Annotated in this window: 12 protein-coding genes (1 of these 12 cut by a window edge); 5 read left to right on the plus strand and 7 right to left on the minus strand. The window is 74.6% G+C overall.

Translation table 11 applies throughout. From position 1 onward, the window contains the following. Window positions 1–1,147: the 3' portion of a phosphoenolpyruvate--protein phosphotransferase gene (ptsP, locus tag OG422_RS02690; protein WP_405739211.1), read on the plus strand. It extends 524 nt beyond the left edge of the window; the window shows 1,147 of its 1,671 coding nt (coding positions 525–1,671); the start codon falls outside the window, past its left edge; the stop codon is at window positions 1,145–1,147. 97 nt (window positions 1,148–1,244) lie between these two features. Here ptsP and OG422_RS02695 read toward each other — a convergent pair whose 3' ends face one another. Beyond that, a complete protein-coding gene (locus OG422_RS02695) occupies window positions 1,245–2,162 on the minus strand; it encodes a hypothetical protein (protein ID WP_143943779.1) in 918 nt (305 codons plus the stop codon). Window positions 2,163–2,274: 112 nt separating this feature from the next. After that, window positions 2,275–4,314, minus strand: a complete 2,040-nt coding sequence (locus tag OG422_RS02700; RefSeq protein ID WP_405739213.1) for an acetoacetate--CoA ligase — start codon at window positions 4,312–4,314, stop codon at window positions 2,275–2,277. A 313-nt stretch (window positions 4,315–4,627) separates the two neighbouring features. Between OG422_RS02700 and OG422_RS02705 the strand changes: the two genes are divergently transcribed. From OG422_RS02705 to OG422_RS02720, 4 genes are all read left to right on the plus strand, one after another. Beyond that, window positions 4,628–7,039 (plus strand): glycoside hydrolase family 31 protein, encoded by a 2,412-nt coding sequence (locus OG422_RS02705; RefSeq protein ID WP_405739216.1) that lies wholly within the window; start codon window positions 4,628–4,630, stop codon window positions 7,037–7,039. A 254-nt stretch (window positions 7,040–7,293) separates the two neighbouring features. Continuing rightward, window positions 7,294–8,118 (plus strand): M15 family metallopeptidase, encoded by an 825-nt coding sequence (locus tag OG422_RS02710; RefSeq protein ID WP_405747609.1) that lies wholly within the window; start codon window positions 7,294–7,296, stop codon window positions 8,116–8,118. Window positions 8,119–8,184: 66 nt separating this feature from the next. After that, the gene (locus OG422_RS02715) at window positions 8,185–8,586 is read left to right on the plus strand and encodes a DUF962 domain-containing protein (RefSeq protein ID WP_143944297.1); all 402 of its coding nucleotides are present in this window, start codon (window positions 8,185–8,187) and stop codon (window positions 8,584–8,586) included. Between the two features lie 167 nt (window positions 8,587–8,753). Next, window positions 8,754–9,257, plus strand: coding sequence for a hypothetical protein (locus OG422_RS02720; RefSeq protein WP_405739219.1), 504 nt, complete (start codon window positions 8,754–8,756; stop codon window positions 9,255–9,257). Window positions 9,258–9,325: 68 nt separating this feature from the next. Here OG422_RS02720 and OG422_RS02725 read toward each other — a convergent pair whose 3' ends face one another. The 5 genes from OG422_RS02725 to OG422_RS02745 form a co-directional block, all read right to left on the minus strand. Next, window positions 9,326–9,937, minus strand: a complete 612-nt coding sequence (locus OG422_RS02725; protein WP_143944299.1) for an ATP/GTP-binding protein — start codon at window positions 9,935–9,937, stop codon at window positions 9,326–9,328. Between the two features lie 233 nt (window positions 9,938–10,170). Continuing rightward, window positions 10,171–11,037, minus strand: a complete 867-nt coding sequence (locus OG422_RS02730) for an alpha/beta fold hydrolase (protein ID WP_405739221.1) — start codon at window positions 11,035–11,037, stop codon at window positions 10,171–10,173. 123 nt (window positions 11,038–11,160) lie between these two features. Continuing rightward, entirely contained in the window at window positions 11,161–11,574 is a 414-nt protein-coding gene (locus OG422_RS02735; protein WP_143944301.1) for a DUF742 domain-containing protein, read from the minus strand. A gap of 13 nt (window positions 11,575–11,587) precedes the next feature. Further along, window positions 11,588–12,034, minus strand: coding sequence for a roadblock/LC7 domain-containing protein (locus tag OG422_RS02740; protein WP_143944302.1), 447 nt, complete (start codon window positions 12,032–12,034; stop codon window positions 11,588–11,590). Beyond that, a complete protein-coding gene (locus OG422_RS02745; RefSeq protein ID WP_405739225.1) occupies window positions 12,031–14,727 on the minus strand; it encodes a nitrate- and nitrite sensing domain-containing protein in 2,697 nt (898 codons plus the stop codon). The genes OG422_RS02740 and OG422_RS02745 overlap by 4 nt, the downstream gene beginning before the upstream one ends. Window positions 14,728–14,832: the final 105 nt, after the last annotated feature.

Consider the following 14,832-nt stretch of genomic DNA (forward strand, 5'->3'; position numbering starts at 1 on the left):
GTTCGTGACCGAAGAGGGCGGTCCCACCAGCCACAGCGCGATTCTGGCGCGGGCGCTGGGGGTGCCCGCGGTGGTCGCGCTGCCGGGCGCGGGTGAACTGGCCGAGGGGACCGTCGTCGCGGTCGACGGGAGCACCGGCGAGCTCTTCGTCGAGCCGAGCGAGGCGAAGCGGGAGGAGCTGGAGACGGACGCCGCGGCGCGGAAGGCGGCGCTGGCCGCGTCGACCGGGCCCGGTGCCACCTCCGACGGTCACAAGGTGCCGCTGCTGGCGAACGTCGGCGGGCCCGCGGACGTACCTGCGGCGGTGGAGGCCGGTGCGGAGGGCGTGGGGCTCTTCCGTACGGAGTTCCTCTTCCTGGACGACAGCAAGCAGGCGCCGTCCGAGGAGAAGCAGGTCGAGGCGTACCGGACGGTGCTGGAGGCGTTTCCGGAGGGCCGGGTCGTGGTGCGGGTGCTGGACGCCGGTGCCGACAAGCCGCTGGACTTCCTGACGCCCGCCGATGAGCCGAACCCGGCGCTGGGGGTGCGGGGGCTGCGTACCCTGCTCGACCATCCGGAGGTGTTGCGGACGCAGCTGACCGCGCTGGCGAAGGCCGCCGAGGGGCTGCCCGTCTACCTGGAGGTCATGGCGCCGATGGTGGCGGACCGTACGGACGCGAAGGCGTTCGCGGACGCGTGCCGGGACGCCGGGCTGCAGGCGAAGTTCGGGGCGATGGTGGAGATTCCGTCGGCGGCGCTGCGGGCGCGGTCGATTCTGCAGGAGGTGGAGTTCCTTTCGCTGGGGACCAACGACCTCGCGCAGTACACCTTCGCGGCGGACCGTCAGGTGGGCGCGGTGTCGCGGTTGCAGGATCCGTGGCAGCCGGCGCTGCTGGATCTGGTGGCGCTCTCGGCGGAGTCCGCGAAGGCCGAGGGCAAGAGCTGTGGGGTGTGTGGTGAGGCGGCGTCCGATCCGCTGCTGGCCTGTGTGCTGACCGGGCTCGGGGTGACGTCGCTGTCGATGGGTGCGGCCTCCCTTCCGTATGTGCGGGCGTCGCTGGCCAAGCACACGCTGGCGCAGTGTGAGCGTGCTGCTGCGGCGGCGCGGGCGGCGGACACCGCCGAGGAGGCGCGGATCGCCGCGCAGGTGGTGCTCTCCGGGGAGTGATTCCCGGCGGCGCGCTGCCGCTCGTGTCGTACCGGATGGCCGTCCCGCCCCTGTGGCGGGGCGGCCGTCCGGCGTATCGGGGTACCGCTGCGGGATGTCAGCAGCGGTGGGTCTCCGGTGGGCGGGTGAGGGGGAAGCCTGCAGTGTGGTCGACCTGGTGCTCGGGCGGGATGGGCTCGCCGGTCTCGGCGTCGGTGCAGTAGGCGGTGAAGACCTGGGCGGCGGTGAGCGGCTCCGGCCAGCCGTCGCGCAGTGTCCAGCCGCGGACGGTGTCGTGTGGCGTCGCGGTGCCGTCGTCCGGCTGCGGTTGCGGGCGGGTGCTGCGGGAGACGATGCCGCCCGGTGTGCGGTGGGCGATTCCGGCGGCCAGGACCGTACAGAAGGTCAGGGACTCGGATTCCGAGAGGTGGTGGCGGCCCTCCTCGGAGGTGATGCGGAGGGCTGCCAGGAGGGGTGGGGCCCCGGCGGGGATGCTGCAGACGAGGTGGTGGGTGCCGTCGCCGAGGCCGTCGAGCAGTTCCTTGAGTGCCTGGGTGGCAAGGGCGAAGGCGGTGTGGGAGAGGTCCTCGTCGCAGTCCGGGCAGGTGCCGGCCTCGGCGAGCCGGGTGGCCGCCCTGTCCCAGGCGATCTGCCGCCCGGTCTCCTCGACCAGCAGTGGCAGGAGTTCGGCCAGGGGTTCACCGGCGTACGGCACGGTGGCGCCGGTGCAGGCGAGTTCGGCGGTGTAGCGGGCGCGGCTGTCCGTGGTGTCCGGGTCGAGACCGAGCTCCTGGCAGTACTCGGCGTAGGCGTCGGGGTCGAAGAGGGTGAGGGTGGTGCGCACGCCTTTGGCGGTGCGGGTGCGGAGGTGGTCCTCCAGGTGGCGGAGGTAGCGGGTGTGGTCGTCGAACGGGAAGGTGCGGTAGCGGCGCATGGTCGCGAAGTCGTGTGGGTCGGCCAACACGGCGGCGGTGCCGGGGATTTCGCGGCGCAGCTGTTCCCGGGTGCGGCGGGTGGTGCGGAACGTGGATGTCATGACGCCCCCTCGGTGAGTTGGTCGTCCGCGGCGGCGGAGTGCCGCCGCGGACTTCACTTGTCACTGAGAGTAATCTTGGGGTCTGACAACGGCGGGTGGAGCGGTCCGGCCGTTACTGTGCGCGGTCGTCGTTCCGGGTGCGGCGGTCGGCGGCGATGCGCTCGTAGAAACCGAGGAGTTCGAGGTTGTCGACGGAGCCGGGGTTGACGGCCTTGTCGAGGGGGGTGCCCTGGAGGAGGCGTTTGACGGGGACCTCGATGCGCTTGCCGGTGAGGGTGTGGGGGATGCCGGGGGCCTCGATGATGTCGTCGGGGACGTGGCGGGGGGAGAGTTCGGTGCGCAGGGTCCGCTTGATGCGGTCGCGGAGGGCGTCGTCGAGGGCGGCGCCCGGGGCGAGGTGGACGAAGAGGGGCATCCAGTAGCCGCCGTCGGGGAGTTCGAGGCCGATGACGAGGGATTCGCGGATCTCGGGGAGGCGTTCGACGGCTTCGTAGATGTCGGAGGAGCCCATGCGGACGCCCTGGCGGTTGAGGGTGGAGTCGGAGCGGCCGTGGATGATGACGCCGCCCCGGGAGGTGCGGGTGATCCAGTCGCCGTGGCGCCAGACGCCGGGATAGGTGTCGAAGTAACTGTCGTGGTAGCGGCTGCCGTCGGGGTCGTTCCAGAAGCGGACCGGCATGGAGGGCATCGGGTTGGTGACGACGAGCTCGCCGACCTCGTCGATGACCGGGCGGCCCTGGGGGTCCCATGCCTGGAGGTCGGTGCCGAGGCTGGGGGCCTGGAGTTCGCCGATGTGGACGGGGAGGGTGGGGACGGCCCCGGCGAAGCAGCTGCAGACGTCGGTGCCGCCGCTGACGGAGGCGATCCAGAGGTCGCCGTCGCTCTCCCGGAAGGTGTCGTGGAGCCAGCGGAAGCCGTCGGGGGGCAGCGGTGAGCCGGTGGTGGCGACGCAGCCGACGGTGGAGAGGTCGAGGCCGCGGGCGGGGTGGATGCCGGCCTTGCGGCAGGCCATGACGTAGGCGGCGGAGGTGCCGAAGAGGGTGGCGCGGGTGGCTTCGGCGATCCGCCACTGGGCGGCGATGTCGGGGTGGCCGGGGCTGCCGTCGTAGAGCACGATCGTGGTGCCGGTGAGGAGGCCACCGACGAGGAAGTTCCACATCATCCAGCCGGTGGAGGTGTACCAGAAGAAGCGGTCGCCGGGGCCGAGGTCGCAGTGGAGGCCGAGCTGCTTGAGGTGTTCGAGGAGGATGCCGCCCTGGGACTGGACGATGGCCTTGGGCAGGCCGGTGGTGCCGGAGGAGTACAGGACCCAGAGCGGGTGGTCGAAGGGGACCTGCTCGTAGGCCGGTTCGGCTTCGTTGGTGGTCAGGTCCGACCAGGTGAGGGCGGATTCGGGGGCGTCGGTGCCGAGCAGGGGGATGTGGACGACGGCGCGGAGGGTGGGGAGTTCGGCGCGGAGTTCGGCGACGGTGGCGCGGCGGTCGTGTTCCTTGCCGCCGTAGCGGTAGCCGTCGACGGTGAACAGGACGACGGGTTCGACCTGCTGGAAGCGGTCGAGGACGCTGCGGGCGCCGAAGTCGGGGGCGCAGGAGGTCCAGACGGCGCCGACGGCGGCGGTGGCGAGGAGGGCGACGACGGCCTGCGGGATGTTGGGGAGGTAGCCGCTGATCCGGTCGCCGGGGCGGACGCCGAGGTCGCGCAGGGCGGCGGCGAGCGAGGCGACCTGGTCGCGGAGGTCGGCCCAGCTGACGGGGGCGACCTCCTGGCGCTCGTCGGTGTACAGCAGGGCGGGGGTGGCGGCGCGGTCCGGGTCGTCGGCGGTGCGCAGGGCGTGCTCGGCGTAGTTGAGGGTGGCGCCGGGGAACCATCGGGCGCCGGGCATGCTCCGGTCGGCGAGCACGGTGTCGTACGGGGTGGCGAAGCGGACGTCGAACCAGGCGGCGACCGCCTGCCAGAAGGCGGGGAGGTCGTCGGTGGACCAGCGGTGCAGGTCGGCGTAGCTGCGCTGCGGGTCGCCGGGGGTGGCGGCGGGTGCGCCGTGGTGGGTCGCGGCCCATGCCTGGAAGCGGGTGACCTGTGCGCCGTCGATGCGGTCCGGGCCGGGCTGCCAGAGGGGCGTCGGCTGCTGGGCGGGGGGCGGTGCGGTGGTCATGTCGAGGCTCCCGGACGGTACGCGTGGTGGGCGTCGGCTGCGCCCGGCGCGGGTGCGGGGGTGGCGCGGCCTTCCTGGACGATGCCATGTGATCGTCCTGTGCACCAGGGTTGACCTGTGGGGCAGTGGTCACCCGGGGGTGCGGAGCGGGTCGGTGGTACGGACGTGACCTGGGGTGCGGTCCGGTCGCGGGCGCGTCCGGTGGCCCCGGGGTGTGGGGGGTTCGGCCGTCGGGCGGCGCCCGGTGGACACTCAGGTGAACGGAAGTTGAACGCCCTTCGGGGTGATCGCCGGGAATGACAGTCTGAGCAGCATGAACGGGCGTGATCTGGTGCGGTCGGTGCGGACCGTCGGTGCGGCGCAGGGGCTGCGGTCGGTGCGGGCCGCGTGGCGGCGACGGAGGGCGGACGCGGTGGCGCTGCCCCGGGGCGGGCGGGAGCGGGCGCGGGTCCCCGGGGAGGCCGAGGGAGCCGAGCCGCAGCCGGGCGGTGGGGTGATCCGGTTCGCGCGGTCGTCGCTGCGGGTGCGGGTGGCGGCGGGCGGTGCGGTGTTCTGCGGCTGGGACGGGGCGGCGCCGGAGCCGTCGTACGCGCTGGCCGGGTGTCCGCAGGCGGATGCGCGGGCGGTGCTGGAGCCGGACACCGAGGGCGGCTGGCGGGTGGTGTCGGAGCGGGTGACGGTGGTGGTGTCGCGGCACGGCGCGGTGGAGGTGCGGACGCCGGGCGGGGTGCTGCTGCGGCGGGAGCTGCCGCCGCGGTGGTGGGACCGTACGGATCCGGGCGGCGGTGCGGCACCGGGTGCGGATGCGGCCGGTCCGGAAGGCGGCGGGGCGGACGCGGACCCGGCGGGCCCCGGGGACGGCGGGGCCGGTACGGAGGGCCGTTCACGGTGGGTGCAGCGGTCGGAGGTGGCGGCGGACGCACGGTTCTTCGGGCTGGGGGGCCGGGCGGCGGGGCCGCGGCTGCGGGACGGGTCGTACCGGCTGTGGAACACCGCGCCCGGGGGGCCGGGCGGCACCGCGGAGGACCGGCTGACGATGCCGGTGCAGCTGGTGGTGGCGGACGCCGGGACGCATCTGGTGTTCCACGACAACTCCTGGGACGGCTGGGTGACGTTGCGGGAGGGCCGGGAGGGCGCGGGGTCGGGGCACGACCGCCGGGGGGCGTGCGCGCTGCGGATGGACGGCGGGCCGCTGCGGTACTGGGTGCTGGTGGGGACACCGGCCCGGGTGCTGATGGGCTGGACGGCGCTGACCGGCGCGCCGCTGCCGCCGCCGCGCTGGGCGTTCGGCCCGCAGCACGCGCTACGGGGTGGCGCCCCTCGGGTGCGGCGGGCGGTGGCCGCCCATAGGGAGCACGGGCTGCCGCTGGCCGCCGTCCATCTGGAGCTGGGGCCCGGGGCGCGGCGGGAGCGCGCCGGTGAGCTGCCGGAGGGTACGGAACTACCGGATCTGACGCGGGAGTTGCGGGGCGAGGGGGTGCGGGCCGTGGCGGTCGAGGGCCCGGCGGTGCGGGTGCGCGCGGGGGCACGGGAGTACGACGGCGGGGTGGCCGCCGGGGCGTTCGTGCGCGGTGCGCGGGGCCGGGAGGTGCGCGGGGTGGCGGGGCCGGGCGAGTCGGTGTTCCCGGACTTCACGGATCCGGCGGCGCGCGCCTGGTGGGGCGGGCGGTCCGCGGAGCGGTGGGCGCAGGGGTTCGCCGGGGCGGGGCACGATCTGGCGGCTCTGGTGCCGTTCGCGGCGTGCGGGGAGGTGGCGCTGGAGCGGTCGGCGCGCCATGCGCTGGAGGGGCGCGGCGGTGACCACCGTGAGGCGCACAACGTGTACGCGCTCCAGATGGCGCGCGCCGGGCACGAGGGCGTGGGGGCGGCGGGCCCCGGGGAGCGGCCGTTCGCCTTCTCCCGTTCGGGGTGGGCGGGGCTCCAGCGGTACGGCGGGGTGTGGTCGGCGGACGCTGTGGCGGACTGGCCGGGGCTGCGGGCGTCGCTGGCGCTGGTGCTGGGCCTGGGGCTGTGCGGGGTGCCGTACAGCGGGCCGGAGGTGGGGGGCAGGGGCGCGGCGGGGGCGGAGCTGTATCTGCGGTGGTGTCAGCTGGCGGCGTATCTGCCGCTGTTCCGCACCCGGGGCGACGCGGGGCCGTGGGGGTTCGGGGCGGAGGTGCTGGCGCATGTGCGGGCGGCGCTGGCGGAGCGGGAGCGGCTGGTGCCGTACTTGGCGACCCTGGGGCAGCTGGCGCGGCTGACCGGCGCGCCCTATGTGCGGCCGGTGTGGTGGCGCACGCCGCACGACCGGGCGCTGCGGGACTGCGAGGACGCGTTCCTGCTGGGTGACGCGCTGTTGGTGGCGCCGGTGCTGGAGCCGGGCGCGCGGACGCGGGTGGTGCGCCTGCCGCGCGGGCGGTGGTACGACACGGCGACGGGGCGGGCGTACGACGGCCCCGGGCCGGTGCGGCTGGCGGCACCGTTGTCGCGGATACCGGTGCTGGCACGGGCCGGGGCGGTGCTCCCGGTGACGGGCGCGGACGGCGCCACGGAGCTGGAGGTCTGGGCGCCGGTCACGGGGCGCAGCGGCGGCGGGCTGGTCGTACCGGATGCCGAGGGCGAGCACCCGGAGGTGGCCCGGTTCGTGACCTGGCTGGAGCGGGGCCGGGTGGTGGTGGAGCGTCAGGACGGCGGCACGGTCGGGTACTGCGTACGGGTGCGGGGGGCGGGGGCGGCGGAGGGGTGAGGCAGGCCGGGGACGGCGCCGGGCCCCGGAGGTGCGGCGTCCGCCTCGTGCCCCGGGTGGGCCGCCGTGTCCGGGAAGAGGCCGGTCACCAGGGCCGATGCTCCCGGTCCGCCGGTGCCGATCACGGTAAGGGGTTCCCCTCGCCACCCCGGCACTGGTAGACGGTGCCCATGCCAAGAATGCGAGAGGTGCGTGATGCAGAGGTGTCCGGAAGAGCCGAGGCACGGGGCAGGGCGTCCGGGGCGCGGAGGCGGCTGCGACGGCTGGTCCGGGGGCTCACCGTGGCGCTGGCCGCCGCGTTGACGGTGACCGCGGTCCCGGCGGGTGCGGTGGCCTCCCCCGTGGAGGACGGGGCGCACGGTGGAGAGCCGCACGCCCCCGAGGAGTTCGTCGCGCTACGGACGGTGGACCCGACGATCATCCAGGAGATGCGGTACTTCACGCCGCACGACTTCATGGGCGTACGGGTCACCGGATACCGCGAGCCGACCTGTCTGGTGACCCGGGACACCGCCGACGGGCTGCACCGGGCGCAGCAGGCGTTCCTCCGGCGCGGCTACTCCCTGAAGGTGTACGACTGCTACCGGCCGCAGCGCGCCGTGAACCACTTCATGGACTGGGCCAAGGACCTCGACGACCAGCGGATGAAGGGCGAGTTCTACCCCCGCATCGACAAGTCGACGCTCTTCCGGGACGGGTACATCGCGGAGAAGTCGGGGCACAGCCGGGGCAGCACGGTCGATCTGACGCTGGTGAAGCTGCCCGCGCTCCCCACCCGGCCGTATGTGCCCGGTGAGCCGCTGTCGCCGTGCTACGGCCCCAAGGAGTCGCGGTTCCCCGACAACTCCCTGGACATGGGCACCGGCTTCGACTGCTTCGACACGCTGGCGCACACCCTCGACCCGCGCGTCAAGGGCAAGCAGCGGGCGAACCGGCTGCTGTTGAAGCAGGGCATGGAGCAGGCCGGTTTCACCAACTATCCCTCCGAGTGGTGGCACTACACGCTGACCCCGGAGACGTTCCCCGACACCTCTTTCGACTTCCCGGTGTCGTGGCGTTCGGTCACCGGGCGGCGCTGAACCACCGGGCGGAAACGGCCCGGAGCAGGTGCTGACACCGTCCGGGCGCGCGGCTACCGTGCGGGCATGACGGACACCACGGAACGCACGACCGCCCCGGAGCGGGACGCACTCCCCGATCCGGCGCGGTCGTTCGCGTCGTACGAGGAGTTCTGGCCGTACTACGTCGCGATGCATGCGAAGGCCGCGACCCGGTGGGTGCACCTCACGGGGACGCTCACCGGGCTCGCGGTCACCGCCTACGGGGCACTGCGGCGGCGGCCCCGGCTGCTGCTCGGGCTGCCGGTCATCGGCTACGGCACCGCCTGGCCCGCGCACTTCCTCATCGAGCGGAACAACCCGGCGACGTTCGGGCATCCGGCGTGGTCGCTGCGCGGCGATGCGCGGATGATCCGCATGATGCTCGCCGGGCGGGACGCGGAGCTGGGCCGCATCGCCGCCGACTGGCTCGCCGGGCACGGCCGCTGACGCCCCGCCGGTGCGTGCGCGGCGCCCCGCCGCGCGGTCACGGCTTCCCACGCTCCGGAATCCTGCGTGAACAGCGCGTGAACCGGGCACGGTCGGCGCCCCGGGGGCGGCATGCTGCTGCCGTGCCTGCCTGGAGGGACCGGCTCCGATTCGCGTACCGACCCGTCGTGAACCTGGCGACCGGCACGGTCGTCGCGCTGGAGATGCTCGCCCGCCCCGAATGCGGTGACGTACTGGCCGCCGCGCGCCACTCCCCCGGTCTGCACGCCGAACTCGCCACCCTCGCCGTGCGCGCCGCGGACCGGCAGGAGGTGCTGCTGCCCCTGCACCTCAACGTGTGCCACGACGGTCGCGGCGGAGCCGGGGCTGACCGCGCTGTGCAAGGCCGTGCACGACGCGGGCCGCAGGCCGTGGGAGATCACCCTGGACATCGGCGGGCCGTTCTCCGGCGTACCGCATCCGGCGCGGGGCGAGGGGGTGGCGCTGCTGCGGGAGGAGGGGTACCGCGTCTGCGTCGCCCGCCGACCGGGCACGGGCAGGCGGCGGCCACGCTGGCCCCGCTGAAGAAGGCGCCGAAGGCGCTGACCGGCGCGAGCTGGGTGGTGGGCCGCCCGGACTCGGAGGCCACCGAGACGCGGCGCGGCCGTCCGGCTCCCGTCCCCGGCGGCTGAGGCCGGACCGGCGGCCGCCGGACGGCGGGGTACGAGCCAGGGGGCCGGAGGCCGACGCGCCCGCAGGCTCAGGACAGGGCAGGTTCCCGCTGCTCGGTGCTGATCCGCATGGCGTGCTGGACGACGGTGATCAGCACGTCCCGGACGGACTCCCTGCTCCGCGCGTCGCAGAGCAGCACCGGCACCGCGTCGTCGAGGTCCAGCGCCTCGCGGACCGTCTCCGGCGGGAACTGCTCCGCGTCGTCGAAGCAGTTGACGGCGACGGTGAACGGCAGCCCGCGGCGTTCGAAGTAGTCGACGGCCGCGAAGGAGTCGGCGAGCCGCCGGGTGTCGGCGAGCACCACCGCGCCGAGCGCGCCGAGCGCCAGCTCGTCCCAGAGGAACCAGAAGCGGTCCTGCCCGGGCGTGCCGAAGAGGTAGAGGACCAAGGCGTCGTTGACGGTGATGCGGCCGAAGTCCATCGCGACGGTGGTGGTGGTCTTGCCCTCCACGCCGTCGAGGTCGTCGACCGGGCGGCCCGCCTCCGTGAGCCGCTCCTCGGTGCGCAGCGGTTTGATCTCGCTGACCGCGCCGACCAGCGTCGTCTTGCCCACGCCGAAACCGCCCGCGACGAGGATCTTCAGGGTCGTCGGATCGACGGCTGACGACCGGCGGCGACGCTCAGAACGCCCGAGGACCATGGGTTGTTTCTCCCGAATGTGCCGATGGTGCCGCAGAGACCCACGGCGCCGTGCCGTGGCGGCCGGTGAGCGGCCTGCGGATGCTGAGGAACGGTACAACGTACGCCCGGCCTCGCCCACTTGTGCGGTGGGCCCGTCCGGCCCGGGCGGGCGGGACGTCCGTAAGTGTCCCGAAAGGCGCGTGCGGCGCCGGGCGGCGGACGGCCGGAAACCGGCGCCCGCCGCCCCTGGGGTCAGGAATGGCGGCCCAGGTGCTCGACGAGGAGCGCGGTGACCTGGTCAGGCACCTCCTCGGGCAGCCAGTGGCTGGCGCCGTCCAGGGCCTCGAAGCGGTAGGGCCCGTCCACCCACTCGGCGGTCAGCTCGGCGGCGGTGCGGCCCAGGGCGATGTCCTCGGTGCCCCAGACGTAGAGGGCGGGCACGGTGATACGGGCGGCGGGCAGCGCGAAGGTCTCCGCAGGCGCGCGGTACCAGTTGAGGGAGGCGGTCAGCGCGCCCGGCTCGGAGAGCCGCCGGATGTTGGCGTCGACGAGGGCGTCCGGCACATGGCCGCCGAACGCCTGCCGCATCAGGGCGGCGCCGTCGGCGAGCAGGCTCTCCTCGGCGGTGCCCGGGGTGCGGAAGAGGCCCACGTACTCGGACCGGGCCTGCTGGTCGGCGTCCTCGGTCACCGCGCGCCGCAGCGCACCGGGGTGCGGGGTTGCCAGCGAGGTCACCGAACGCAGGCGGTCGGGGTGGGCGCCGGCCAGCACCCAGGCGAGCAGCCCGCCCCAGTCGTGGCCGACGACGTGGAAGCGGTCCGCGCCCTGGGAGTCGGCGAACGCCAGGGCGTCGGCGACGAGTTCGGTGACCGCGTAGGAGGCGACATCGCCGGGGCGGGCGCCGGGGGCGTAGCCGCGCTGGTCGACGGCGAGGGCGCGGTAACCGGCGGCGGCGAGGCGGGGGAGCACCTCGGACCAGGAGTCGGCGAACTCGGGCCAGCCGTGCAGCAGCAGCACGAGCTCGCCGTCGGCCGGACCGGCGGCGAGGGCGCCGTGGGTGTGCGGGCCGACCTGGATCTTCAGGTGTTCGAGGGGGTACGGCGACGTGTCCGCGGTCATGTCGGCTCTCTTCTCGTAGGACCCCGACCGGGGTGATGGTGCCTCAAAAAGACGGTAACAACGGCCTGTTGACGGGAGGGTGCCGGGCCCCGGCCGGGCACGGGACGGCCGGGCCGCGGCCGCTCACAGGGCGCGCAGGCCGTCGATGACCTCGCGCAGCACCTGTTCGTCGGGCAGCTCGGCGGGCGGCACCGGGCGGGTGAGGTGGACCAGCCCGGCGTCCAGCAGATCGCCGATGAGCACCCGCACCACGCCGACCGGCAGATCGAGGTCGGCGGCGAGTTCGGCGACCGACTGCGGCGCCGCACGGCACCACTCGACGATGTCGAGCTGCTCGGGCGAGAGCGTGTGGTCACCGTCCGCCGCGTCGTACCGGCTCTCCGTGATCACCAGGGCGATCAGGTCGAGCCGGTCCTCGGCCCCCGTGCGGGTCCGCCCGCGCGTCATCGCGTACGGGCGGACGACGGGGCCCGCCTCGTCGTCGTACCAGCGCGCCGCTCCGTCGTGGCGGGCGCCCGGATCGGACTGTTCGGTCATGTCCTCACCGCTGTCACCCGCCGGTGGGCGCACCACCGCGCGCCGCGGTACCCAGGTGCGTACCCACCCGCTTGACGAGGAGTGTCATCTCGTAGGCGATCAGGCCGACGTCGGACTCGGCGTCGGCGAGGACGGCGAGGCAGCTGCCGTCGCCCGCCGCGCTGACGAAGAGGAACGCGTCGTCCAGCTCGACGAGGGTCTGGCGGACCCGGCCCGCGTCGAAGTGGCGGCCGACGCCCTTGGCCAGGCTGTGGAAGCCGGAGGCGACGGCGGCGAGGTGTTCGCCGTCCTCGCGGGTGAGGTCCTTGGAGGCGCCGGTGGCGAGGCCGTCGCTGGAGAGGATGAGGGCCTTGCGGATGCTGCCGACCCGCTCGACGAGTTCGTCGAGGAGCCAGTTCAGCTCGCCGGAGCCCTGCGCGATGGCCGATGCGGTGGTGGCTGCTGCCTGCGGTGCGGTCATGGACCGTCCCCTCCCGGAGTGGTTCTGGATGCTGTCGTGCCCCCGTCGTCCCCGTCGCGGCCGGTGTCCTCCCGGGCCGCGGGCTCGTCGGGCGCGGGGTCCTCGCCCGTGTCGCGGCGACCGCGCCGCCAGCCGCTCTGGAGCGCGGCCATCCGGCTGCGGACCTCCTCGGCGTCCCGGTCGTCATCGGCCGCGCCGGGCCGCTCGTCACCGGCCCGGCGGTCCGGGTCGTTCTTGAGCTGCGGGGCGAGGCTGGCCTGCCGCACCCGGCGGGGCAGCCCGCCGACCGTGCTTCCGGGGGCCGCGGGGCGGTCCGCCGGACCGTCGCCCCCCGGTGCCGCCGGGGGGTTCCCGTCGGCCGGGCGGGGGTGGCCGGACGGCTCCTGGCCGGAGTCGCCGGGCCCGCCCGTGTGGGCGCGCGCCTCGCCGTCGTCGACGGTGCGGCCGTGGTCCGAGACGAGCACCGGCGGATGCGGGCGGCGGCGCGGCAGCGGGGCCGGGCCGTCGTCGGGCGTGCGGTGCTCGGCGGGGGCCAGCCGGGGGCGCGGGACGAGGGCGGGCGACGGGGTGGGGCCGGTGGGCGTGGCGGTGCGTCGGCCGCGGGTCCGGGCGCGGAAGACGCCGTCCTCGTCGTCGAGCGGATGCGGGGCGTCGGCGGCTGACTCCTGCCGCCCCTGGCCCACGGCGCGCGGTCCGTGGGCGCGGGCCTCGGCCAGCGCGGCCGGTTCGCCGGTGACCGGCTCCAGCCGGGGCAGGTCCGGGCCGTTCAGGAAGACGCCGCCGGTGTCCTCGCCCTCCTCGGTCTCGGTCAGCAGCGCGCCGGGGAGGAAGACCACCGCGGTGGTCCCGCCGTACGGCGAGTGCTGGAGGGAGACGCGGACGCCCTGGCGCTGGGCGAGGCGGCTGACGACGAACAGGCCCAGCCGGTCGGTGTCGGAGAGCGCGAACTCGGCGGTCTCGGCGAGCCGGAGATTGGCGTCGAGGAGCTGATCGGCGGGCATGCCGAGGCCGCGGTCGTGGATCTCCAGGGTGAAGCCGTTGGCGACCCGCTCGCCGACGACCTGGACCGCGGTGTGCGGCGGGGAGAACACCGTGGCGTTCTCCAGGAGTTCGGCGATGAGGTGGGTGAGGTCGGAGACGGCGGGGCCCTCCACGGCGAGCCGGGGCAGCCGTCGCACCTCGATGCGTTCGTAGTCCTCGACCTCGGCGACGGCGGCGCGCACCACGTCCATCAGCCGGATCGGCTTGCGCCACTGCCGGGAGGGGGCCGCGCCGGAGAGGATCACCAGGCCCTCGGCGTGCCGCCGCATACGGGTGGTGAGGTGGTCGAGGCGGAAGAGGTCGGCGAGCTCGTCGGTGTCCTCGGTGCGGCGCTCCATGGTGTCCAGCAGGGTGAGCTGACGGTGGAGCAGCACCTGGCTGCGGCGGGCGAGGTTGACGAAGACCTCGGAGACGCCGCGGCGCATATCGGCCTGTTTCACGGCGGCCTCGACGGCGGCCCGCTGGAGGGTGTGGAGGGCCTGGCCGACCTGGCCGGTCTCGTCCTGGCCGAACTCCCGCCGCGGCACCTCGGCCTCGATGTCGACCTGCTCGCCCGCGGCGAGCCGCCGCATCACGGCGGGCAGCCGGACGCCGGACACCTCGTGGGCGGTCCGGCGCAGTGCGGTGAGGTCCTTGACGTGCCGACGGCCGATGCGGACGGAGACGATCAGGGAGACCAGCAGGGCGACGAAGCCGAGGACACCGGCGATGGCCGCCTTCGCGACGACGGCCAGGGCGACCGGCCGCACCCGCTCGCGGTAGTGCTCCCCGGACTCCTGGCCCATCCGCTGGAGATCGTCGAGGACGGTGGAGGCGAGGATGTCCCAGCGCTCGGCGTTGACCGCCTCGGGGGCCTCGTCCGCGCCCGCGGCCACCACGGCGTCCTCCACGGCCTCCAGTTCGCGGGTCTTGGCGGAGTGCCAGTAGTCCTCGTAGGCGGCGCGGTCGCGGGCCGGCATGAGGGGCAGGCCGGTGCGCATCAGGACGCGGCGTTCGGCGATCTCGTCGGAGACGGTCCGCAGATCGATCTTGGTCATCCGGCCGGAGGCGAGCGCGGCGGAGAGCAGCGCGTCCTCGCGGGCGAACGCTTCCCGGGCACGGCCGAGGGTGACCAGCGCGCGGCCCTGCTTCTCCAGGTCGACGTCGTCCAGCACGTGCAACGCGACGACCAGGTCGTACTGCGAGTCGATCATCCCCGCGTACGCCTCGAACGCCTCGTCGCGCGAGATGGTGTTGTCCTCGACCTGACGGCGCAGGGACGGGAGGGGCGTAAGTGCCTTGACCGCGTTGTCCAGGGAGGCGGCAGTTCCGCGGCCGAGGTCGTCGCGGACGGCCGGGACCTCGGCCGCGGCGCGGAGCCGGGCGAGGGATTCATCGGTGGCCCGCGCCTGCCCCTGGAGTTGGGGCAGGGCGTCGGCGTCCCGCCGGTCGGCGAGGTACATCAGGCTCTGCCGCCGCTCCCGCTGGAGATCCTCGACGAGGTTCCTGGAGGGGTGGCCGAGCTTCTGGACGACCCGGCCGACCGTGAGCAGTTGATCTGCCTCACGCCCGGTGACGTACGTCGCGAACGCCCACATGGCCGTCAGGGACACCAGCGGTACGAGCAGCAACGCCACGATCTTCCGGCGGATCGACTTCCCGCGAAAGCGCATGGCCTCCCCCCAGTCAGCCCCGGTGGCCGGGGGTGGTGTTCCGTCAACAAACGGCGCGAGCCTACTACTGCCCGGCGGCCAACCCGAAGACCCGGCCGGAGCTTG

The organism is Streptomyces sp. NBC_01525, from assembly GCF_045040405.1.
Taxonomy (GTDB): domain Bacteria; phylum Actinomycetota; class Actinomycetes; order Streptomycetales; family Streptomycetaceae; genus Streptomyces; species Streptomyces benahoarensis.